We start from the raw sequence: 21,821 nt of genomic DNA on the forward strand, positions 1-21,821 counted from the left end.
TTTCACTCATAAAGCTAAATTTGTATAAATTTTCATTATAATAAAGTCTTTATTTCAAAAGAGAGAATATGAATAAAATTTTAGACTTTATTAAAAATTTCCATCTTTCCAAGCAGCTATTTTTATTAATTTTTCTTGCTTTTTGCTTTAGCGTTATAGCAAGACTTTACTGGGTATTTTGGGCAAGTAGTTTTGTTGGATTTTTCCACAACAACGAACTGATGATAAGCACAAACGATGGCTATGCGTTTGCCGAGGGCACCAGAGATATGCTTGCGGGTTTTCATCAACCAAATGACCTAAGCTACTTTGGCTCGTCGCTTTCGACACTTACATTTTGGATTGTCAAACTTTTTGACCTTAACATAGAAAGCGTCATGATCTATCTAAGCGTTATCTTAAGCTCGCTAGTTGTCATCCCTACCATATTAATCGCACGCGAATACAACGCGCTAAAAGCTGGCTTTATCGCGGCACTTTTAGGCTCTGTGGCAAACAGCTACTATAACCGCACGATGGCTGGGTATTATGATACCGATATGCTTATTATCGTGTTTGGAGTGTTTTTGATATGGGGTGTTATAAGGGTGCTTGAGAGTAAAGACGCAAAAAGCCTCATCATCGCCCCCATTACCATCCTAGCCTATATGTGGTGGTATTTAAGCGCCTTTTCACTCATAGCAGCGACTACTATTTTACTAGCTTTTTACACGCTTGTATTTGATAGAAAAAATGCTCTAAACTACATACTTATCGCATTCATGCTACTGGCGATATCAAATTTTGACCCATACGCAAAATTTGCTTTGATTTTGGCGATCTATCTTGTGATTTTATTTAAAAAAAGCCTTTTAACTCTTAAAATTTCGATCGCCATTTTAGTTGGAGCATTTGCCTTTTTTGCGATAAACGGAGGTCTTAATCCAATAATCTTTCAGCTAAAGTTTTATGTGTTTAGAAACGTTAGCGAACTTTCGAATTTAAGCTTTCATTATTTTAACGTAAACCAAACCATACAAGAGTCAGGCATCGTCGATCTAGTGCTATTTTGCGAGCGCATAAGCGGTCATGTTTTGACATTTGCGGTTTCACTTTTTGGCACACTTTTACTTTGTATAAAAAAGCGTTCATTTATAGTTGCTTTAGGTATGCTTTTGCTGGGATTTTTAGCGCTTAAAGGCGGACTTAGGTTTACGATTTATGCAGTACCTGTCATGGCTATAGGTTTTGGATATATCATAGTTTTTGTTCTTGAAAAGCTTAAATTTTCAGGAATTTTATTTAAAACCGTCTATATTTTTATAGCCATTTTATCGCTTTATCCTGTAGCAACTCACATTTATAACTATAAAATTTCGCCCGTTTTTGATGCAAAAGAGGTTCGAGTGCTTGATGAGTTAAAACGTATCGCAGGACGTGAGGATTATGTTTTGACTTGGTGGGATTATGGTTATCCTATAAGGTATTACAGTGATGTTAAGACCTTGATAGATGGCGGAAAACACCTTGGAAGAGATAACTTTGCAGTTAGTTTTGCGCTTGGCGAAAACCAGACAAGCTCAGTCAATATGGCTCGTCTTGAAGTTGAATATACAGAGCGAAATTTCAACGAAAAATTTGGCGCAAATTTAAACCAAATTTTAAAAGAATATGAAAGCCAAGATGTGAATTTATTTTTAAATTCACTTAACGATAAAAGCTTTAAACTACCAAAAAAAACGCGTGAAATTTACTACTATCTACCGGAGCGCATGCTAAATATCTTCCCAACGATCTTGCAGTTTTCAAGACTTGATCTAAAAACAGGACAAAAATGGAACGATCCTGTATTTTTTACGACAAAATACTTTAGGCAAGACAGCGATAAAATAGCACTTGCAAACGGTATAACAATCACAAGCGACATGAGAAATATAGTAGCCGGCAACAACAAGATCCAAGTAAATAGCTTTTTAGAAACAAAATATAACGAAAACGGCAAGCTTGAAGTAACTGAATACAACTTTGATACGAATGCAAAAATTTATATCATTTTCATGCGTGACTACGGACGTTTTTTGGTAATTGACGAGAGTATGTTTAACTCTGTTTTTATCCAGCTTTTTGCACTTGAAAGATATGACGAAGAGCTTTTTGAGCCGGTTATATTAGATAGCGCAACTAAAATTTATAGGTTGAAGAAATGATTTTTAATAAGGTTTTATCTCGTGGCTAGGATAGGTTTTCTTTCGCATGCCGATATGAGCATTTACTATTTTAGAAGCCCAATAATGCGTGCTTTGCAAGATTTGGGACACGAGGTCTTTGCTATCTGTCCAAAGGGCGAATATGTAAAAAGGTTTGAAGCGGAGTTTAAGTGCGTTACTTATGAGCTTGACCGAGCTAGTATAAATCCGCTCACCGTCGTTTCAAACTCAAACAAACTAAGTGAAATTTTACAAGATCTAAATTTAGACCTGCTTCAAACTTCGGCTCATAAATCAAACGTTTTTGGCACGTTTGCCGCTAAAAAAGCGAGCATAAAACGCGTGATAAATTTAGTTGAGGGGCTTGGAAGCTTTTATATAGATAACGACTTTAAAACGCGAATAGTGCGTAAAACGATCGAGACTTTATACAAGCGCGCCTTAAATTTAAGCGATGCGTGTATATTTGTAAATGAGGCCGATCCCAAATATTTTTTAGATCAAGGCATAATTAGTGCGGAAAAAATCATCAAAATCAAAAGCGTGGGCGTGGATACGCGTAAATTTGATCCAAATTTGACCCAAAATGCAGATTTGGGCGATAAAAAAGTCGTTTTGATGATAGGACGTGCGATGTGGCATAAGGGTGTGAGAGAATTTTACGAAGCGGCGGAGCTTTTGAAGGAGCGCAAAGACTGCAAATTCGTCTATGTCGGAGAGGGCTTTGATGGTAACAAAAGCACGGCTGATACGGCATTTTTAAGAGACGGAAACGTAAAATATCTAGGCGCAAGAGATGACGTGGCGCAGCTTTTAAAAGCTTCATATATGCTTGTGCTTCCAAGCTACCGCGAGGGCTTTCCGCGCACGATTTTAGAGGCTATGAGTATGGGGCGCAGCGTTGTGGCAAGTGATGTGGCTGGATGTAATGAAGCTGTGATAGATGGCTTTAACGGGCTACTTTGTGAGGTGAAAAACTCTGCTGATTTAGCTAAAAAGATAGAAATTTTGCTAGATGACGAGAGTATGGCAAAGCGTTTTGGCGAAAACGGACGAAAGCTTGCGGTGGCTGAGTTTGACGAGCGAGAGATCGCTAAAAAATATATTGAAGTTTATAGGAAATTTATCGATGTATAGGGCGTTTTTTAAGCGGTTTTTAGATGTTTTGGGGGCTTTGGTGCTTATAGCTTTGACACTTCCTATTGTGGTCGTGGTATGGATTTTGATAAAAATTAAGCTCAAAACCGATCCGATTTTTACGCAAGATAGGCCGGGACTTAACGGCAAAATTTTTAAAATTTATAAATTTAAGTCAATGAGCGATGAGAGGGATGAAAACGGCGAACTCTTGCCCGATGAGTTTCGCCTAACTAGCTTTGGCAAGCGCATAAGAGGGCTAAGCCTAGATGAGCTTCCACAGCTTTTTAACGTACTAAAAGGCGACATGAGCTTCATCGGACCTCGCCCACTTTTGGTTGAATACTTGCCGCTTTATAGCGCCGAGCAAGCCAAACGCCACGATGTGAGGCCAGGTATCACGGGACTTGCGCAGGTAAATGGCAGAAATGCGATAAGCTGGGAAGAGAAGTTTAAATTTGACACCTTTTACGCCCAGAATTTAAGCCTTAAAATGGACGTGCAGATCGCACTTTTAACCATAAAAAAAGTGATAAAAAAAGAGGGCGTAAGTAAAGAGGGTATGGCTACAACGGAGAAATTTAATGGCAAGAACTAGCCAAATTTACATCTATGGCGCTTCGGGACACGGGCTAGTCATCGCAGATATCGCACAAGCTGTTGGATATGAGAAAGTCGTCTTTTTGGACGATAAAAACGAGATCAAATTTCACCCAAATTTGCCAAAAGCCGACATCGTCATCGCAATAGGCAGCAACCAAACAAGAAAGACCGTAACCGCACGCGTAAAAAAAGCTGGATTTAACGTAGTAAGTTTGGTTCATCCAAGTGCGGTTATAAGCCCAAGTGCGGTGATAAAAAGTGGCGTGGTAGTCATGCCAAATGCCGTGATAAACGCGGGTGCCGTTATCGGTGAAGGAGCTATCATAAACAGTGGCGCAGTAGTGGAGCATGAGTGCATGATAGGCAAGTTTGCACACATTAGCCCAAATGCAGCTCTGGCTGGAAATGTAAGTGTGGGCGAGCTAACTCACGTTGGTATCGGCACTAGCGTGATACAAGGTATTATTATCGGCAAAGAGTGCGTTATAGGAGCCGGAAGCGTAGTAGTAAGAGATATATCAAACAAAGTAAAAGCTTACGGTGTGCCGGCAAAAATAATAACCAAAATTTAAACATATCAAAATCACATGCAACAATCGTCATTAAGGTATCCATCAAATAAAAGCATAAAAATTAAAAATACATATCAAATTTCATCAAAATAACTTAAAATTAAAAAATAAGTGCTAAAATCAAAGCTATTTTATCTATAAGGTCAGAAATGGACAGGGTTTTTTTATCTCCGCCAAATATGAGCGGACGTGAACAAGAGTATATAAACGAAGTTTTTAAAAGTAATTACATCGCTCCGCTTGGAGAATTTGTAAATAAATTTGAAAATAGTATAAAATCCTACACGTCTACAAAAGACGCGTTAGCGCTTAGCTCAGGCACTGCAGCGCTTCACCTAGCTCTTAGAACGCTTGGCGTAACGCAAGGTGACATTGTTCTTGCATCAAGCTTTACCTTTATGGCGTCGGTATCTCCGATACTTTACGAAAAGGCCACTCCTGTTTTTATAGACTGTGACGAGAGCTGGAATTTAAGCCCAGAACTTCTTAAAAAAGCCATAGCAAATTTACCTAAAAAGCCAAAAGCGCTTGTGCTAACTCACCTTTACGGTCAAGCTTCAAAGATGAATGAAATTTGTGAAATCTGCCAAAACGAAGGTATCGCGCTCGTAGAAGATGCAGCCGAAGCGCTTGGAGGTTTTTACAACGGTAAAGCACTTGGAACATTTGGTATACTTGGAGCATATAGTTTTAACGGCAACAAGATCATAACGACTTCGGGTGGCGGTATGCTTGTAGGAGATGAAAATTTAGTTGAAAAGGCTAGATTTTACAGCACGCAAGCACGAGAGCCTTTGCTTCACTACGAGCATAAAGACTACGGATATAATTATCGTCTAAGTAATATCCTAGGCGCAGTAGGCGTGGCACAGATGGAAGTTTTAGAAGAGCGCGTAAAAGCCAAACGAGCCGTTTTTGAAATTTACAAAAACGAGCTTGTCAATGAGCTTGAATTTATGCCAGAGCTTGAAAATTCTCGTGGCAACAGATGGCTTACGACAGGCGTGTTTAAAGAAAAAGGCGCACATATACGCGTGATAGAAGCCCTAGCTAAACAAAATATAGAGAGCCGTCCACTTTGGAAGCCTATGCACATGCAACCTGTATTTAAAGGCGCTTTAAGCTTTACAGACGGAACTAGCCAGGAGTTATTTGAGAGGGGAATTTGTCTTCCAAGCGGTTCATGTCTAAAACCACAAATTCAAGAACGCGTCATCAAGATTATAAAGGAAAATTTATAGATGTTTCAAGCAACAAAGCTAAAACGACTTATATTTTTCCTGCTTGCCGACACGATCATCTTTATAGCCTCTATCTACATCGCTTATCTTTTAAGATTTAGCGGAAATATCCCTGAAATTTACTATCAGGGGTTATTTATCACGATGATCTTTTTAGTTGGTCTTAAACTTTCTTTTATGTGGATGTTTAAAATTTATAAGGTTCCTTGGAGATTTTTCGGACTAAATGAAGCGCGTAAAATTTTTCTAGCGCACATATGTGCTACCGTGATTTTTAGTGTTATTTATTTCATCATTCAAGACTATCTCAAGCCTTATCCACAAAGCGTCGTTTCTATCGATCTTTTGATATCATGCCTTATGGTCGGTGCTTTAAGAATTTCAAAACGTATGTTTCTTGACTTTTCAAACAAACCGCACAAAGGAGAACCTTGTATCGTCTTTGGCGCAACAACAAAAGCCATACATGTTCTAAACGGTCTTAAGCAGGGCTATCTTGACTTTTATGCAGTTGGCGTAGTCGATGGAAGAAGCGATCTTATAGGAACTTATTGCGATGGATTTTTAGTGCAGGACAAAGATGAAATCCCGACTATCATCAAAGAATACAACGTAAAAACGGCGATCATCGCTCTAGCACTGAATCAAGATGATTTACAAGTTGTGTTTGACGAGCTTACAAGATACGGTATACGCGATGTCAAACTCTTTTCTTTAGTTGAAAAAGACCCGATAAAAGACATCTCTATTGAGGACTTACTAGCAAGAAAACCAAAAGACCTAAACCCGGAAATAATAGCAAATTTTTTAAAAGATAAAGTCGCTCTTGTAACCGGAGCTGGCGGAAGTATCGGTAGTGAGATATGTAAACAATGCCTAAAATACGGCGTAAAACAGCTTATCATGGTAGAACACAGCGAATTTAATCTATATAAAATCGCCGAAGACACACACGATAGCAGAACCGTAAGCAGACTTGTCAATATCACAAACGAGCAGGATTTTGAAAGTATTTTTGAGGAATTCAAACCTCAAATCGTAATCCATGCAGCAGCCTATAAGCATGTTCCTCTTTGCGAGTTAAACCCGCGTTCAGCCGTAGAAAACAATATCGTTGGCACAAAAAATGTTATAGACTTTTCTAAAAAACACGGCGTTAAAAAGGTTGTTATGATCTCATCTGATAAGGCGGTGCGTCCAACAAATATCATGGGAACAACAAAACGAGTCTGCGAACTTTACGCTTTAAATTCTAACGAGCAAGGGGTTTGCGAGATAGTTTGCGTTCGTTTTGGTAACGTGCTTGGCTCATCAGGCTCAGTTATACCTAAATTTAAAGCTCAAATCGCCGCAAACAAACCTCTAAGCGTCACACATCCGGACATAACACGCTATTTTATGCTAACATCAGAAGCTTGCCAGCTTGTACTTCAAGCCGCTTCTATCGCCAAAGGAGGCGAGCTATTTGTGCTTGACATGGGTGAGCCTGTTAAGATAGTCGATCTTGCCAAAAAGATGCTTCTTTTATCAAACAAAGAACATTTAGGGATCGAATTTGTCGGACTTAGGACGGGTGAGAAATTATATGAAGAGTTACTTATCAACAAGGATGACGTGCAGACTAAATTTGAAAGCATTTTTGTTACACACTCAGAGCCTTATGATTTAGAGCTTTTAAATAAACAAATTTCAGAGCTTCTTACGCTTGAAGGAGACAAGGTAGCAGCCGCACTTAAAAATATCGTTCCAGAATTCAACCACGCTTTAAATTTAAAAGGATAAAAATTGGTCATAAAAGACATACAACGTTTTAGCGATATCAGATACAAAGCTCGCGCTTATGTCTGTTATTTGTTTAATAGAAATTTGCCAAATCACCTACCAGGCGTCTCTCTTGAAAGCCTAAAAAACGGACTTGAAGAGATAGCGCATGAGATTTCAAATTTTGATGCTTACTACATACTTGACGAAAACGGCACTCAGATCGAAGATAGCGTCAGTATAAATTCAGACATTACTGCAAGCGGAGCTAGTAAAAGTCGTATCAATAACGCCTACTATTACCGCGCCGTTAGAGAGAAGAGATTTACACTAAGTGACCCATATCCTTCAAATTTAAATGGAGAGCTTTGCGTGACGGCTAGTGCGCCGATTTATAACGATAAAGACGAGTTGAAATTTATTGCCTGCGTTGATATTTCATTAGAAAATCTTCTAAAAATAACCGATACAGGCACTTTGGAAAATTATTTTGGTAGATTTTTAAAGTGTATTTATACGCTTTTTTGCGCAGTGCTTTTTATGATATGCGCGTTTTTATTTGGCTATGCGGTTAAAAGTTTTGTATCAAAAAGCATCGAACACATCGATGTTAGCGAGATATTTGAGTCAACCATCATCCTAACTCTTGCCCTTGCCATATTTGACCTTGTTAAGACGATATTTGAAGAAGAAGTCATTGGTAAAAGCCACTCGGAAGATACGCTTTTGTATAAAACGATGGTTAGATTTATCGGCTCAATTATAATTGCACTCGCGATCGAAGCACTGATGCTTGTGTTTAAATTTGCTATCACATCACCAGAAAGTATCATCAACGCCATATACCTAATAGGCGGTGTTGCGCTATTAATGATAGCTTTAAGCATATATCTACTAAGCGTAAAAAGGCAAAAATCACAATGATTGGTATTATTGACTACAAAGCAGGAAACATACAAAGCGTTATAAATGCATTTGCCAAGGTTGGAGCAAGCTGCAAGCTAGTAAGCCAAGCAAATGAACTTAAAAACTACGATAAGGTTGTTTTGCCAGGAGTTGGGGCATTTGCCGAGGCTATGGATAGGCTAAAAGATGCAAATATGCATACGGCAATACATGAATTTATACTTACTGGCAGACCTTTTTTAGGAATTTGTCTAGGCATGCAACTTTTATTTGAACAAAGCGATGAATTTGGTGTTACTAATGGACTTGGTCTTATAAAAGGCAAGGTTGTCAAATTTGATAAAGCTAAATTTCCAAGCCCTTTAAAAATACCTCATGTTGGCTGGAATACCATAAATTTCACCAAAAAAACACCGATAAATCAAGGGCTAAAAGAGCTTGAGTATCTTTATTTCGTCCATAGTTTTCATGCTATTTGCCAAGATGATGCGGTGCTAGGAGAGAGCGAATACGGATATAAATTTGTCTCTGCCGTAGCCAAAGATAACATATATGGCTTTCAACCACATCCAGAAAAAAGTCACAATGCAGGACTTAAAATTTTAGAAAATTTCAAGGAGCTTTAATGCAAATTTTTCCTGCGATAGACCTAAAAGAAGGTAAGGCGGTTAGACTTAGCAAAGGACTTATGCAAAGTGCAAAAATTTACTCCGATAACCCGCAAGATCTTGCAAAACAGTTTCAAGACATGGGGGCAAAATGGCTTCATGTGGTTGATCTTGATGGCGCATTTGCCGGCCAAACGATAAATTTTAAAACGATAGAAAGCATAGTAAAAGCTACAAATTTAAATGTCCAAGTAGGCGGCGGCATACGCGACGAAGAACGTATAAAAAAATACCTAGATCTTGGAGTAAATAGAGTTATCTTAGGTTCCATAGCACTTAAAGATCCTGACTTTGTGCGTAAAATGGCAAAATTTTACCCGGTTGTTGTAGGCATAGATGCCAAGGACGGCTATGTGGCGATTGAAGGATGGGCGGATGTATCAAGCGTAAAAGCAACCGACCTTGCAAAAGAATTCGCAAACGCCGGAGTAAAAGCGATAATTTGCACCGATATCAACAAAGACGGCATGCTTAGTGGAGTAAATGTTGATTTCACACTTAAAATCGCACATGCAAGCGGCATAGAAACGATAGCCAGCGGAGGCGTAAGCTCAATGGATGATATTCTAGAGCTTAAAAAAACTTCGCTTATCGGTGGAGTTATCGTAGGCAAGGCATTTTACGAAGGCAAAATCGACCTAAAAGAGGCATTTTTAAAAGTTTTATAAAATTTAAAGCTTTAATCAATATAAAATTTGTTACAATAAAGCATTTTCTATAAAAGGACATTGTGTGAAAATATTAGTTGTAGACGACAGCTCGACTATGAGAAGAATTATAAAAAACACCCTTCAAAGACTAGGACATAACGATATTTTGGAGGCTGAACACGGCGCTGAAGCATGGAGCATTATGGGACAGCACAGCGACATAAATGTGTTAATTACCGACTGGAACATGCCTGAAATGAACGGTCTTGAGCTTGTAAAGAAAGTTCGTGCAGAGGCAAAATATGTAGATATGCCTATCATAATGGTAACAACCGAAGGTGGTAAAGCAGAGGTTATTACTGCACTAAAAGCTGGTGTAAACAACTACATCGTTAAGCCTTTTACTCCACAAGTTTTAAAAGAAAAACTCGAAGACGTTCTTGAATAATGAAAGATAAATTCTATGAATTAAGCATAAAAAGCTCTAATTTTTATGATGAAATTTTAGAACTAGTGTTTTCTTTTGGGATTACCTGTGTTGAAGAGCGTGAAAATGAGATTATTATCCGCGACGAAGACGATCTAAGTCAGATACAATGGGGCATAGAACAATATGTCTCAAAACTTTGCGATACACTAAATATCAAAAACGACCTACAAATTTCACTAAATTTAAAAGAAAATAAAGACTGGATAAACGAATACAAAAGTGGGGTAAAACCCGTTTTATTGGGTGAATTTTATATACGTCCGAGTTGGGAAGAAGCAAAAGAAAACGCAAAAAATATCATAATAGACCCTGCCCTAGCCTTTGGTTCAGGACACCATGAAAGCACCAGCTCTTGCATAATGTTTTTACAAAAATACGCAAAAGACGAAATGAAAGCGATGGACGTAGGATGTGGGAGCGGGATTTTAAGTATCGCACTAACTAAAATGGGCTGTGTTGTCGATGCTTGCGACACAGATGAACTTGCAGTGCAAAGCACTCTACAAAATGCCAAACTAAACAACGCCGACATAAATAAAATTTGGACCGGATCTATATCAAATTTAAATACAAAATACAATATCGTTGTGGCAAACATTATTGCAGATGTTATTTTTATGCTAAAAAATGATTTAAAAAATATTTTAGAAAATAATGCATACTTAATACTTTCAGGTATCTTACAAAAATACGAAGATAGGATACTACAGAATTTTGCCGACCTTAAGCTTGTTGAGAAAAAACAACTCAATGACTGGGTTAGCTTCGTCTTTCAAAAGTAAAATTTAAGGGAAATAATGAGTCAAAACAACCAAAATAAAAATCAAAATAATAATAACAACGGCGGATTTTTTAATAAAAATCCAATATTTATATTTGCTATTTTTGCCATCGTCATCGTCCTTGCTTTTAGAGGATTAACAGGCGATAGCATGGGAACACTTGGCGAAGGCTCCATGAATGCAACAAAAAATATTTCGTATTCAGAGCTTAAAGAGCTAGTTTCAAGTAAACAAATTTCAAGAGTTGAAATTTCAGAAACCTCGATACGTGCACTTGGATTAAACCAAAACATTTATGTGACTAAACGTATCCATTCAGATCCAACCTTCATACCACTTCTTGATGCGACAGGAGTTGAATATAAGGCATATAGTGAAACAAATTGGTTTGGTGAATTGCTGTTTTCATGGGTTTTACCTATCTTTATATTTTTTGGCATCTGGATGTTTCTTGCAAGCCGTATGCAAAAAAATATGGGTGGTGGAATTTTAGGCATAGGAAGCGCAAAAAAACTTATAAATTCAGAAAAACCTAATGTAAAATTTGACGATGTAGCAGGCGTTGAAGAGGCAAAAGACGAGGTTGTTGAGATTGTTGATTATCTTAAAAATCCTGACAAATACCTACGTCTAGGAGCAAAAATTCCAAAAGGAATTTTACTTGTAGGACCTCCTGGTACAGGCAAGACTTTACTTGCTCGTGCAGTTGCAGGAGAGGCTGACGTGCCATTCTTCTCAATATCAGCGTCAAGCTTTATAGAGATGTTTGTCGGCGTTGGCGCAAGTAGAGTTAGAGACCTTTTTGAAAGCGCTAAAAAAGAAAGTCCTGCGATAGTTTTTATAGATGAGATAGACGCTATTGGTAAAAGTAGAAATTCAGGACCTATGGGCGGAAACGACGAGCGTGAGCAGACTTTAAACCAACTACTTTCAGAAATGGACGGCTTTGATGCAGACAAGCTTCCTGTTATCGTTATAGCCGCAACAAACAGACCTGAAGTACTTGACGCAGCACTTTTGCGCCCAGGTCGTTTCGATAGACAAGTTCTTGTTGATAAGCCGGACTTTAAAGGCAGGATTGACATCTTAAAAGTTCATATGAAAGATGTTAAGATAGCAAAAAATGTCAATCTTGAAGAGATAGGTCGCCTAACCACGGGCTTAGCCGGTGCAGATTTACAAAATATAATTAATGAAGCCGCTCTTTTGGCTGGTAGAAACTCAAAAACCGAAGTCGAGCAATCAGACCTAATAGAAGCTGTTGAGCGCTCCATAGCGGGACTTGAGAAAAAATCACGCAGGGTAAATGCAAAAGAAAAACGTATCGTAACTTATCATGAATGCGGACATGCGCTTATCGCCGAGGTTACAAAAGGCGCAAAAAGAGTTACAAAAGTTTCAGTAGTGCCTCGCGGACTAGCGGCACTTGGCTATACACTAAATAGACCGGAAGAAAATAAATTCCTCATGCAAAAACATGAGCTTATAGCAGAGGTTGATGTGCTTTTAGGTGGAAGGGCGGCCGAAGAGGTCTTTATAAAAGAAATTTCAACAGGTGCTAGCAATGATCTCGAGCGTGCGACCGATATATTTAAGTCAATGATAAGCATGTATGGCATGAGCGAAGTAGCAGGTCTTATGGTGCTTGAAAAACAACGCAATAACTTCCTAGGCGGACAAACTATAAAAGATTATAGCGATAAAACCGCACAGCTAGTAGATGATACTGTTAAAAACATGCTAAATGAGCGATACAATGCCGTTTTAGATACGCTTCGCACATATAGCGGTGCGATCGAAAACATGGTAAGTGCACTTTACGAAAGTGAAACCATCGAGGGCGAAAAAGTTAGAGAGATAATTAAAAATTTCGAAGAAGAAAACGGACTTGAGACTAGACTTGTTGAAGATGAAATCAAAGAAGAAATTCATATAAATGACGAGTCGCAAGATAAAAACTAGGATACAAAAGAGGTCTAAGAAATGCAATATATATCAAAATACGGATACAAATACATAATAATCTTTGCGTTTTTAATGTTTGTGTTTTTAGCGATTGATATGTTTGAGTGTTTTTTTGTGACGGTTTTTATAGCTTGTGTAGCATTTTTTAGACAAAGAGAAAGTGTTAAATGCACTGATAAGTCCCAAATTTTAGTGCCGATAGATGGCAAAATTTCACATATAGGTGTAGCTGAATTTGAAGGACAAAGTTGCACTAAGGTGGAGATAGATAAGTCTATCTTTGGTGTGGGCGTCTTATATGCAGTTTGCTTGGCAAAAACAGTTGTATTAAAAAAACGTCATGGTCTTTTTTTATGTACAAAAATGAAACAATCAAATGCATTAAACCAAAGAGCTCTTTATATTTTTGAAGATAAAGGTTTTAAAATTTATATGCGAGTTATCGCCGGAGCTCTTTCAAGATCACTTGAACTTGAAGATAAACCAGAAGTATCTCCTGGCGATATTTTAGGTTTTTTAGGTAGCGGTAGGGTTGTTTTATTTTTACCAAAAGATATAAAAATTTGCGTAAGTATAGGTGAGAGGGTGCGTAGCCAAAGCACACTTGGTTACCTTGAAACAAGGAGCATGAATGCATAGTCAAAAACCTCAATTAATGTATATTTTACCAAATTTATTTACCGCTTCTAGCGCATTTTTAGGTATAGTAAGTGTTATCGCGAGTATAAAAGGTGATTATGAAAAGGCGATTTTATGGATTATTTTATCTTTAATACTTGATGGACTTGATGGCAGAGTGGCTCGCCTTACCAAAACAACTAGTAAATTTGGTGTAGAATTTGATAGTCTTGCCGACTTAGTAGCCTTTGGTGTAGCTCCGGCGATACTTTTTTATCTATCTATCGGTCAGCATTTTGGACGCTTTGGAACTCTTGTAAGTGCCATGTTTGTTGTCTTTGGAGCCATCCGTCTTGCTAGGTTTAATGTAACAACCGGCACATATGAACCAAATGTATTTATAGGTCTTCCAATACCTACTGCAGCTATAGTAAGCGCGCTATATGTTGGCGTATATATCAATTATAACCTTATCGGCTTTGAGTGGATATATCTTATAATGCAGTGTGTTTTAGCTGTATTGATGGTAAGCAACATAAGATATCCTAGTTTCAAAAAGGTAAATTTTAGACAAGCGCATGTTATGAGAATTTTAGTCGTTCTTGTCATAGCTTTTTCCATGTTATATCTTTATCCTCTTGAGAGCGCAACCATTGTAATGAGCATTTACATTTTTTATGGTATAATCAGGACAACTTTTATGTTCTTAAAAAATTTAAAAAAGGAGAGTGAATGAGCGTAGGCGTAATAAAGTCATTAAAATTCTTGCCAAAAATCGAAATCAAAAACTCTCTACTGCTGCTACTTAGGTAGCAAAACTTCTTTTTCACTAACTTAACCGTACCAGCAATAAAATAAAATACCAAAAAGGATAAAAAATGAATAATAATAAAATAATAATATTTGATACAACATTGAGAGATGGTGAACAAAGCCCCGGCGCTTCGATGAATACTGCTGAAAAATTGCAAATCGCGCTTCAATTAGAGCGCCTGGGAGTTGATGTTATGGAAGCTGGGTTTGCTGCGGCTAGTCCAGGTGACTTCGATGCGGTAAATCAAATAGCAAAGCAAGCGTCAAACATAAGAGTATGCTCACTTTCACGTGCAGTTGAGCGAGATATAAAAGCAGCCGGAGAAGCCTTAGCACCTGCAAAATACAAAAGAATACATACATTTATAGCAACAAGTCCTATCCACATGGAATACAAGCTAAAAATGCAACCACAAGAAGTCATAAAGCGTGCCGTCGAAGCTGTCAAATATGCTAAAACTTTTTGTGACGATGTAGAGTTTAGCTGTGAAGATGCAGGTAGAACAGATATAAATTTCATGAAAGAAATTTGCGATGCAGTCATTGAAGCAGGTGCAGGAACTATAAATTTACCAGATACTGTCGGCTATCGTTTGCCAACCGAGCTATCTAAGATGGTTTCTGAGATGGTAGAATTTATAAATAATCGTGCGATTGTTTCGGTCCATAACCACAACGACTTAGGCCTAGCTACTGCAAACTCTCTTGCTTGTATATTAGCCGGTGCTAGACAAGTTGAATGCACCATAAACGGCATAGGAGAGCGAGCGGGAAATGCGGCATTAGAAGAGATTGTTATGGCAATTAAAACACGTCAAGATATATTTGCCCCGCTTTATACAGACATAATCGCAAAAGAAATTTACCCATCATCTCGCCTAATAGCAAGTATAACAGGCATAGAGCCTCAGCCAAATAAAGCCATAGTCGGCAAAAATGCCTTTGCCCACGAAAGCGGCATACATCAAGACGGAATGCTAAAACACAAAGAAACTTACGAGATCATATCTGCCCAAAGTATAGGACTTGAGCAAAATTCTCTTGTTCTTGGTAAGCACAGCGGTCGCCACGCGTTTAAGGATAAGCTAGTTTCTCTTGGTTTTGATCTTGATGTGGATGCATTAAATACCGCATTTGATAAATTTAAGCAACTTGCCGACAAGAAAAAGGAAATTTTTGATGATGATGTCCGCGCTCTTGTGGCTGAAGAGATAACTAAAATTCCACAAGTATATGAGATAGTTGAACTTCTTCAAAGTAGCGGTGGATCACTTGCGAGCGCCTCTATAAGTATAAAGCATGACGATCAAATAACAAGTGACTCCGCTCTTGGTAACGGCACTGCCGATGCGATATTTAAAGTTATTGATAGGATTAGCAACATTAACGGGGTGCTTAAAGACTATAAGGTTACTGCGGTTTCACAAGGCAAAGACGCTTTAGCCAAAGTTGATGTTAAAGTAGAATTTGAAGGACACAATGCTGTTATGGGACACGGACTTGATATAGATACAATGAAAGCAAGTGCAAAAGCTTATATCGGTGCTTTAAACAGCTATCTTAGGATAAAAGATCTTTAAAACACACAAGGCATGGAAAGCTCCATGCCTTTAAATTCAGGTTCTAAATTTGATAAGAAGTTGATTTAATTTCTCGCCGACACTTTGTAGATGTTCGGCTGCCGCTGCGATCTCTTCTGTATTTCTCATGTTTATCGCGCTTATCTCATTTATCTTTTCGATCCTACTTAAAACCTCATCGATATTATCGCCTTTTTGAGCAAATTCTTTTGCATTTTTTTCAGACTGCTGCTCGCCTTTTCTCATCTCTTCATTTGCGATCTCAACAGTATTTTGGGTTTTATGTGCTATTTGGATTAAATTTTGTGTCTTTTTGACGTTCTCTTCCATTCTTAAGCTAGCCTGAGCAACAGACTCGACTATAGAACCAACCGTTATATTTATCTCCGATAAACTACTTTGTGTTCTTTCGGCAAGCTTTCTAACTTCGTCTGCAACAACGGCAAATCCTCTTCCCTGCTCACCAGCACGAGCCGCCTCGATAGCAGCGTTTAAGGCAAGTAAATTTGTCTGATCCGCGATATCTGAGATAACATTTAACACGTCTTTTATCTGAGTGGCATTTGAGGTCAGAACTTTCATGTGATTAGATAGTTCAAGCTCATTTTCTGAAGTTTGCTGTATATCTCTAGAGATATCTTGGATGTCATTTCTAGCATCAGCTAATTTCAATGCCGCACCTTTTAAAATTTCAGCCGTTTCAAACACGTCTTGTGAAGATGTTCTTATATCTTCTCTTATCTTACCAGACATCTCAAATGTGTTTTGTATGGTTTGTGTTGTCTCTTCTACGCTTCTACCAACTGTTCTTGCTGTTGATGAAAGCTCACTTGAGATAGAAGCATTTTCATTACCAACGTCTTTTGCCGCCTCAACCGTTAGTCTTACTTTTTCTATGAAGTTGTTAAATTCTTTTGCAGTTTGTCCTAGCTCATCATTGCTTTGAACGGGGATTCTCTTAGTAAGATCGCCATCTCCAACGGCTAATTCCTTAGCGTGATCTTGTAGGTTATTTATAGGCGTAAGAATTATTGATTTTAAGATCATTGTTAGTAAAATAAGCACCAAAACCACAGCAACAACCGTGACCATGATCTGATCTACCATGCTATCTTTAGCCACCATTATGGCAGAGTACATATTTTCTTGAGTATCAGCAGCAAATATATATCCGATACTTGAGCCGTCAAATCCCTCAAGTGGTATGCTTACAACAAAATAGCCTGAAGTTTGAAACCTATCTTTCAAGTCGCTTTTGCTAACATCGCTTAGTTCTTTTATGAAATTTGCATCTGCACCATCCATCTTTTGCGCTACAGTATAATTACCTTGCACGACTTTTGGAGCGTCTTTTAAGCCTCCCGCGGAACCAAGCAAGGCGTTATCCATAACTATGGCAGCGCTTAATCCTAGCTCCTTTTTTAGATCTTTTACGATTGATTCGAAAGATTGCATGATCTCAACCGAGCCTATGTATTCGCCCTCGTAAAATATCGGAGCTATACCTCTAAGCTCAAGCCCGGCTACTCCTGCCTCTATGGCAACCAATGGTTTTTTGGTGTTTTTAACCTGCAAGATACTTTTTCTAAATGAGCTTAGATCATCCCCCGATTTATCGCTCCAGTGTCTTAAAAAACTCTTAACATCTGCAGTATGAACGTGAATTTTCATATTTTGATATATAGAGTTGTCTTTATAGCTTTCAACAAGTTTTTTTAGCTCATTTTTCAGCATAGCCTTGTCATTGCTTAAAAGTGCATCTATCACAAATTTATTTTGAGCTAAATTTATAGCGCCAAGCGATGCGACCTGAATTTTTGAATTTAATTTCTCAGCAGTAAAAAGCCTAAAATTCTTCTCCTTGTCTGATATTACATTATCCTCGATCTCCTTGCTACCGTTTAAGAAAAACATAAACATGATAGCTATCGCGATCACGAATAAAGATACTATAGGAACATATATTTTCTTACGTATAGAAAAGTTTCCCACAAATTCCTCCTTTAAAAAATAAAATTAAAATTTTAAAATTATATCTAATTAACGTTGTATTATCGTAAAGATAAAGTTATTATTTCTCATTATCGATCATAAAATCATAAAATTCATTCTTATGATCAGTATTTCCTATCTTGTCATATTGTATCAGGGCAGCGTTTACATTATCGATTTGATGATACAAGTATCCAAGTGCGACACGATTTTCTATCGCATTAGGATCGGTTAGCTTTGTTAGCTCCAAAAGCGCTATGGCATTTTGTGGTTGGTTTGCTCCGGTTGCCGCAACGGATGCTAAAAATAAAGTGGAAGCATCTTGGATATTATACTCATCAATAATTTTGTTATAAAGTCTAAATGACTCTTCAAAGTCGTTACTAAAAAGCTCAATATACGCCAAAGTCTGCATGATATTTACATTTTCAGGAGCACTTCTTAATTGCTCTTTTATCTTTTCGCGCTCGTGGCTTAAAAGACCGGAAATTTGAAGTAGTTTTATGTATTGCTTTCTGATTATATTTGCGCCGTGATAAAATGCCTCTACGTCAAGTTTTTTCGTTTTGAAATAAATTTGTATCTTTTGTGCATACTCTTTTATGTTTTCTTGCTTGTTATAAGCTATGAAATTTAAGATATTAGTCATTATGTCGTTTGGAAGCAAAGAAACTAGGATGTCAGTTTTTTGCTGCATAACATCATCTCTTCCTACTATTTTTGATATTATCGCATCAAAGGCAACATTAAACATAGTCTGTTCTTTTGGCTCCTCAAGCCATCTCATCATCGCGCTTTGATTTGAGTTTATCAAATTTAAGAGTGAAGTGTATAGGTTGTTTTGTTTTAAATTTTTATCACTCTCTAAATTTTCAGTTATCTCTCCTATAAATTTAGAGTCTAAAGACTGGGTCATATCGTAGCTAAAAGCGGCAAAAATTCCAGCTAGATGGTTATTAGGATCTAAATGATAGCTTGACGCAAAATGCTTTGCTGCAAGTGAAAAATTTCCAAGCTGAGCATAGCTTAAGGCTAGATTATACTGGAGTATAGAGTGCTGAGGATAAAGCTTGGCAAGCTCGATAAAGTCGCGGTTTGCCTCTTTTAGTCTGTAGTTTAAAGCCTTGGCGATAACACCTGAAAGCTCGATATTTACCTTTGAAACGGTCGCGCTCTTACTTAAAAAGTCATTCGCCGTAGAAGTATCGTCTAAAAATACACTAACACCGCCTTTTCTTATATACTCTATGCTTTGCTTTACATCAAAAACCTTATATGGAGCAAAATAAAACAGCGTTTCATAACGTCTTGCCTTGTTAAAAAATATCTCATCGCTAAAGCTCATTTGAGCTAAATTTACATCAAATATTTCGGGATTTAAAGTCGCTTTTATCTTAAAAATTTGACTTGGCTTTAATGGATCTGCGGTATAAACATCACGTATGAATCTCGCCCCATCTTTATAAAATCCGGTCTTTAAATCAATTATCGCCGCTATCATTTTTATAAGATCGGGGTTTGTTGTGTTTCTTGCGGCCTTATTTAGATAGTCTCTTGCCTTATCGTAATTAGCCTCATTTGCATAAAGTTGGGCCAAGGTGATATTGGCATTAAAATCTTTTTGTGACTCAAGCTTGTCAATGGCCACTTGATCATCTTTTAAGATAGACGAAATTTTAGCGCTTAAATAAACATACTTGTCTTTATAATGTTCGCTACTTGGGTGCTTAAGCGATTGCAAAGCCTCGTAATAATTACCTTTATAATAATTTATAAGCGCATGATAGTAACTGTAAAGCGGCGAATTTACTTCGTTTTGCAAAAAGGAATTTGCAAGTCCGATGTAGTAGTTGAAATTTTGCGTGCTGTTGGTTTCAAGCGAACAAACCGCCGCATTTATCGCACTTACGGTTGTGTTTTCTCTATCTTGTATGGCTTTATTAAACGATATGACGGCTTGCTCGCAATTTCCCTGCTTCATCTGCGAAACGCCAAGATTATAGTTGGATAAAGACTGGTTGTAAGTTGCTATATTTTCATAAATTTTTAATGCTTCAAATTTATTGCCTTTTTCATATAGTTGGTTTGCTTTTGCGATCATATCATCAATTCTTGATGCGGCAAAATCTTGTGTTTTATAGTTTGACTCTATCTTTTGAGCAAGTCCCGTGGCGTCTATCTCATTGCCCTTGTCTTTTTTTAACAAAAAAATCAAAACAATAAGCAAAATAATAATAACCAAGACAACTACAGCAATGATGATATATAGTTTTTTAGGTGATTTCTTAACCTCTATAGGTTCTGGTATCTCATCGCCGATTAGCAAATTTGGATCTTGAATACTCTCAAGAGAGACTATCTGCTCTTCCGACTCAGATTCTGTCGTCTCCTCGCCAGGAGGCTTTAGTATCAAGACCTCTTCATCTTGGTTTTGAGGCACTACATATACCTTTTAAGAACTTCTGGAATTTCAATTCTACCATCTTTGGTTTGATAGTTTTCCATTATAGCTATAAGTGTCCTGCCGACTGCCAGACTTGAGCCGTTTAGCGTGTGCACGAGGGCATTTTTCTTTCCGTCTTTATAGCGAATTTTAGCCCTTCTTGCTTGAAAATCACGAGTGTTTGAAACCGAACTTATCTCACGGTATTTGTTTTGACTAGGCAACCAGACTTCAAGGTCGATAGTCTTTGCCGCACCAAATCCCAGATCTCCGCTGCAAAGTAGCATATGACGATGTGCAAGTCCTAGTGAAGTAAGTAGATCAGAAGCGCACTCAACCATTTCTTGCAAAACTTTTTGGCTATCTTCAGGTTTAGTGATACTTACAAGCTCTACTTTTTCAAACTGATGTTGACGTATCATGCCACGAGTATCTCGTCCTGCACTACCAGCCTCTTGCCTAAAACACGCAGAGTAGCAGGTCATCTTTATCGGAAGCTCTTCGCTTTGTAAAATTTCATCATTATAAATGTTTGTAACAGGCACTTCACTTGTTGGTATCAGGTATAAATTTTCATTATTTATCTTATAAAGATCATCGGCAAATTTTGGTAGCTGACCTGTGCCGTATAAGGTGTTTGCATTTACTAAAAACGGAACATTAACAAGCTCAAAACCGCGAGCCGTGTTAAAGTCTATCATATAGTTAACAAGCGCACGACTAAGTCTAGCTGCCTCGCCTCTAAGTATCGTAAAACGTGATCCTGAAATTTTAACTCCACGCTCGAAATCAAGCCATCCAAGCTCTTCGCCAAGCTCGTAGTGAGCCTTTGGTTCAAAGTCAAATTTACGTGGTTCAAGCACTGTTTTTACACAAACGTTGTCGTTTTCATCTTCACCAAACGGCACATCGTCATCTATGATATTTGGCACGCTTGAAGCTATCTCTTCAAGCTTTTCTTCAAGCTCTCTTACTATCTCAGAAGCATCGCCCATCGCTGCTTTGTTGGCGTTTAACTCTTCTCGCAAGGCGTCTGTATTTTCGCCGTTTCTACTTTTTATACCAAGCTCTTTGCTTTTTGCATTTTGTATCGCTTGAAAATTTTCAAGCATAACGCGTTTTGCCTTTAGATCATTATATGTATCAAGTAAATTTTTAAGTAAATTTGTATCGACTTTTTTTGCTATAAGTTTTTTATTAAATTCGTCAAAATTTGTTTCGATCAGTCTTAAATTTATCATTTTGCTCCGCCTTTATCTAAAATAAGGGCTATTTTATCAAATTTAGCTTTAAACAGTTATAATCATCTATCCAAAAATTCTTTAAATACCAAAATTTAATAAGTTGAAAATTTATTTTGCGACCAAAGCGGTCTGAAAGAAAAATGATAAAAATGTGACAAGTAAGAATTTGG

The 21,821-nt window shown here is 37.7% G+C and carries 17 protein-coding genes and 2 pseudogenes; 15 read left to right on the forward strand and 4 right to left on the reverse strand.

Annotated features, from left to right (window positions below):
- The first annotated feature begins 68 nt into the window (after positions 1-68).
- The 15 genes from CCAL5182_RS07570 to CCAL5182_RS07640 all read left to right on the forward strand — a co-directional run bounded on the left by CCAL5182_RS07570 (position 69) and on the right by CCAL5182_RS07640 (position 15,972).
- Positions 69-2,186, forward strand: coding sequence for an STT3 domain-containing protein (locus CCAL5182_RS07570; protein ID WP_336610675.1), 2,118 nt, complete (start codon positions 69-71; stop codon positions 2,184-2,186).
- 21 nt (positions 2,187-2,207) lie between these two features.
- Positions 2,208-3,323, forward strand: coding sequence for a glycosyltransferase (locus CCAL5182_RS07575; protein ID WP_170000480.1), 1,116 nt, complete (start codon positions 2,208-2,210; stop codon positions 3,321-3,323).
- A complete protein-coding gene (locus CCAL5182_RS07580; protein ID WP_169972424.1) occupies positions 3,316-3,921 on the forward strand; it encodes a sugar transferase in 606 nt (201 codons plus the stop codon). The genes CCAL5182_RS07575 and CCAL5182_RS07580 overlap by 8 nt, the downstream gene beginning before the upstream one ends.
- Entirely contained in the window at positions 3,908-4,498 is a 591-nt protein-coding gene (locus CCAL5182_RS07585; protein ID WP_169972423.1) for an acetyltransferase, read from the forward strand. Before CCAL5182_RS07580 ends, CCAL5182_RS07585 begins: the two co-directional genes overlap by 14 nt.
- Positions 4,499-4,647: 149 nt before the next feature.
- Positions 4,648-5,739 (forward strand): UDP-N-acetylbacillosamine transaminase, encoded by a 1,092-nt coding sequence (pglE, locus tag CCAL5182_RS07590; RefSeq protein ID WP_170000481.1) that lies wholly within the window; start codon positions 4,648-4,650, stop codon positions 5,737-5,739.
- Positions 5,740-7,521, forward strand: coding sequence for a UDP-N-acetylglucosamine 4,6-dehydratase (configuration-retaining) (pglF, locus tag CCAL5182_RS07595; RefSeq protein ID WP_170000482.1), 1,782 nt, complete (start codon positions 5,740-5,742; stop codon positions 7,519-7,521).
- Between the two features lie 3 nt (positions 7,522-7,524).
- Positions 7,525-8,424 (forward strand): PDC sensor domain-containing protein, encoded by a 900-nt coding sequence (locus CCAL5182_RS07600; RefSeq protein ID WP_336610676.1) that lies wholly within the window; start codon positions 7,525-7,527, stop codon positions 8,422-8,424.
- Positions 8,421-9,032: an imidazole glycerol phosphate synthase subunit HisH gene (gene hisH / locus CCAL5182_RS07605; protein WP_336610677.1), complete on the forward strand. Its 612-nt coding sequence runs from the start codon at positions 8,421-8,423 to the stop codon at positions 9,030-9,032. The genes CCAL5182_RS07600 and hisH overlap by 4 nt, the downstream gene beginning before the upstream one ends.
- A complete protein-coding gene (gene hisA, locus CCAL5182_RS07610; RefSeq protein ID WP_336610678.1) occupies positions 9,032-9,742 on the forward strand; it encodes a 1-(5-phosphoribosyl)-5-[(5-phosphoribosylamino)methylideneamino]imidazole-4-carboxamide isomerase in 711 nt (236 codons plus the stop codon). The genes hisH and hisA overlap by 1 nt, the downstream gene beginning before the upstream one ends.
- Positions 9,743-9,806: 64 nt before the next feature.
- Positions 9,807-10,172, forward strand: coding sequence for a chemotaxis response regulator CheY (locus tag CCAL5182_RS07615; protein WP_169938400.1), 366 nt, complete (start codon positions 9,807-9,809; stop codon positions 10,170-10,172).
- Positions 10,172-10,996, forward strand: a complete 825-nt coding sequence (locus CCAL5182_RS07620; RefSeq protein WP_336610679.1) for a 50S ribosomal protein L11 methyltransferase — start codon at positions 10,172-10,174, stop codon at positions 10,994-10,996. The genes CCAL5182_RS07615 and CCAL5182_RS07620 overlap by 1 nt, the downstream gene beginning before the upstream one ends.
- 15 nt (positions 10,997-11,011) lie before the next feature.
- Positions 11,012-12,958 (forward strand): ATP-dependent zinc metalloprotease FtsH, encoded by a 1,947-nt coding sequence (ftsH, locus tag CCAL5182_RS07625; protein ID WP_336610680.1) that lies wholly within the window; start codon positions 11,012-11,014, stop codon positions 12,956-12,958.
- A 21-nt stretch (positions 12,959-12,979) separates the two neighbouring features.
- Entirely contained in the window at positions 12,980-13,600 is a 621-nt protein-coding gene (locus tag CCAL5182_RS07630) for a phosphatidylserine decarboxylase (protein WP_169972418.1), read from the forward strand.
- The gene (pssA, locus tag CCAL5182_RS07635; protein WP_169938392.1) at positions 13,593-14,315 is read left to right on the forward strand and encodes a CDP-diacylglycerol--serine O-phosphatidyltransferase; all 723 of its coding nucleotides are present in this window, start codon (positions 13,593-13,595) and stop codon (positions 14,313-14,315) included. The genes CCAL5182_RS07630 and pssA overlap by 8 nt, the downstream gene beginning before the upstream one ends.
- Positions 14,316-14,457: 142 nt before the next feature.
- Positions 14,458-15,972, forward strand: coding sequence for a 2-isopropylmalate synthase (locus CCAL5182_RS07640; RefSeq protein WP_336610681.1), 1,515 nt, complete (start codon positions 14,458-14,460; stop codon positions 15,970-15,972).
- A gap of 36 nt (positions 15,973-16,008) precedes the next feature.
- Here the strand turns inward: CCAL5182_RS07640 and CCAL5182_RS09075 are convergent.
- The 4 genes and pseudogenes from CCAL5182_RS09075 to serS form a co-directional block, all read right to left on the reverse strand.
- A pseudogene (locus tag CCAL5182_RS09075) lies at positions 16,009-16,515 on the reverse strand (methyl-accepting chemotaxis protein); the annotation flags it as partial.
- A gap of 351 nt (positions 16,516-16,866) precedes the next feature.
- Positions 16,867-17,892, reverse strand: a pseudogene (locus CCAL5182_RS09080) (cache domain-containing protein); the annotation flags it as partial.
- A 151-nt stretch (positions 17,893-18,043) separates the two neighbouring features.
- Entirely contained in the window at positions 18,044-20,404 is a 2,361-nt protein-coding gene (locus tag CCAL5182_RS07650) for a tetratricopeptide repeat protein (protein WP_336610683.1), read from the reverse strand.
- Positions 20,404-21,648: a serine--tRNA ligase gene (serS, locus tag CCAL5182_RS07655; protein WP_169938385.1), complete on the reverse strand. Its 1,245-nt coding sequence runs from the start codon at positions 21,646-21,648 to the stop codon at positions 20,404-20,406. Before serS ends, CCAL5182_RS07650 begins: the two co-directional genes overlap by 1 nt.
- Positions 21,649-21,821: the final 173 nt, after the last annotated feature.

This window comes from Campylobacter sp. 7477a, assembly GCF_014892335.1.
Classification (GTDB): Bacteria; Campylobacterota; Campylobacteria; order Campylobacterales; family Campylobacteraceae; genus Campylobacter_A; species Campylobacter_A californiensis.

What these genes read in the sequence shown, in the direction of transcription:
- CCAL5182_RS07570 (WP_336610675.1), top strand. Translation starts at nt 69, where the DNA reads ATGAATAAAATTTTAGACTTTATTAAAAATTTCCATCTTTCCAAGCAG.
- CCAL5182_RS07580 (WP_169972424.1), top strand. Translation starts at nt 3,316, where the DNA reads ATGTATAGGGCGTTTTTTAAGCGGTTTTTAGATGTTTTGGGGGCTTTG.
- CCAL5182_RS07585 (WP_169972423.1), top strand. Translation starts at nt 3,908, where the DNA reads ATGGCAAGAACTAGCCAAATTTACATCTATGGCGCTTCGGGACACGGG.
- pglE (WP_170000481.1), top strand. Translation starts at nt 4,648, where the DNA reads ATGGACAGGGTTTTTTTATCTCCGCCAAATATGAGCGGACGTGAACAA.
- pglF (WP_170000482.1), top strand. Translation starts at nt 5,740, where the DNA reads ATGTTTCAAGCAACAAAGCTAAAACGACTTATATTTTTCCTGCTTGCC.
- hisH (WP_336610677.1), top strand. Translation starts at nt 8,421, where the DNA reads ATGATTGGTATTATTGACTACAAAGCAGGAAACATACAAAGCGTTATA.
- hisA (WP_336610678.1), top strand. Translation starts at nt 9,032, where the DNA reads ATGCAAATTTTTCCTGCGATAGACCTAAAAGAAGGTAAGGCGGTTAGA.
- CCAL5182_RS07620 (WP_336610679.1), top strand. Translation starts at nt 10,172, where the DNA reads ATGAAAGATAAATTCTATGAATTAAGCATAAAAAGCTCTAATTTTTAT.
- ftsH (WP_336610680.1), top strand. Translation starts at nt 11,012, where the DNA reads ATGAGTCAAAACAACCAAAATAAAAATCAAAATAATAATAACAACGGC.
- CCAL5182_RS07630 (WP_169972418.1), top strand. Translation starts at nt 12,980, where the DNA reads ATGCAATATATATCAAAATACGGATACAAATACATAATAATCTTTGCG.
- pssA (WP_169938392.1), top strand. Translation starts at nt 13,593, where the DNA reads ATGCATAGTCAAAAACCTCAATTAATGTATATTTTACCAAATTTATTT.
- CCAL5182_RS07640 (WP_336610681.1), top strand. Translation starts at nt 14,458, where the DNA reads ATGAATAATAATAAAATAATAATATTTGATACAACATTGAGAGATGGT.
- serS (WP_169938385.1), bottom strand. Translation starts at nt 21,648, where the DNA reads ATGATAAATTTAAGACTGATCGAAACAAATTTTGACGAATTTAATAAA.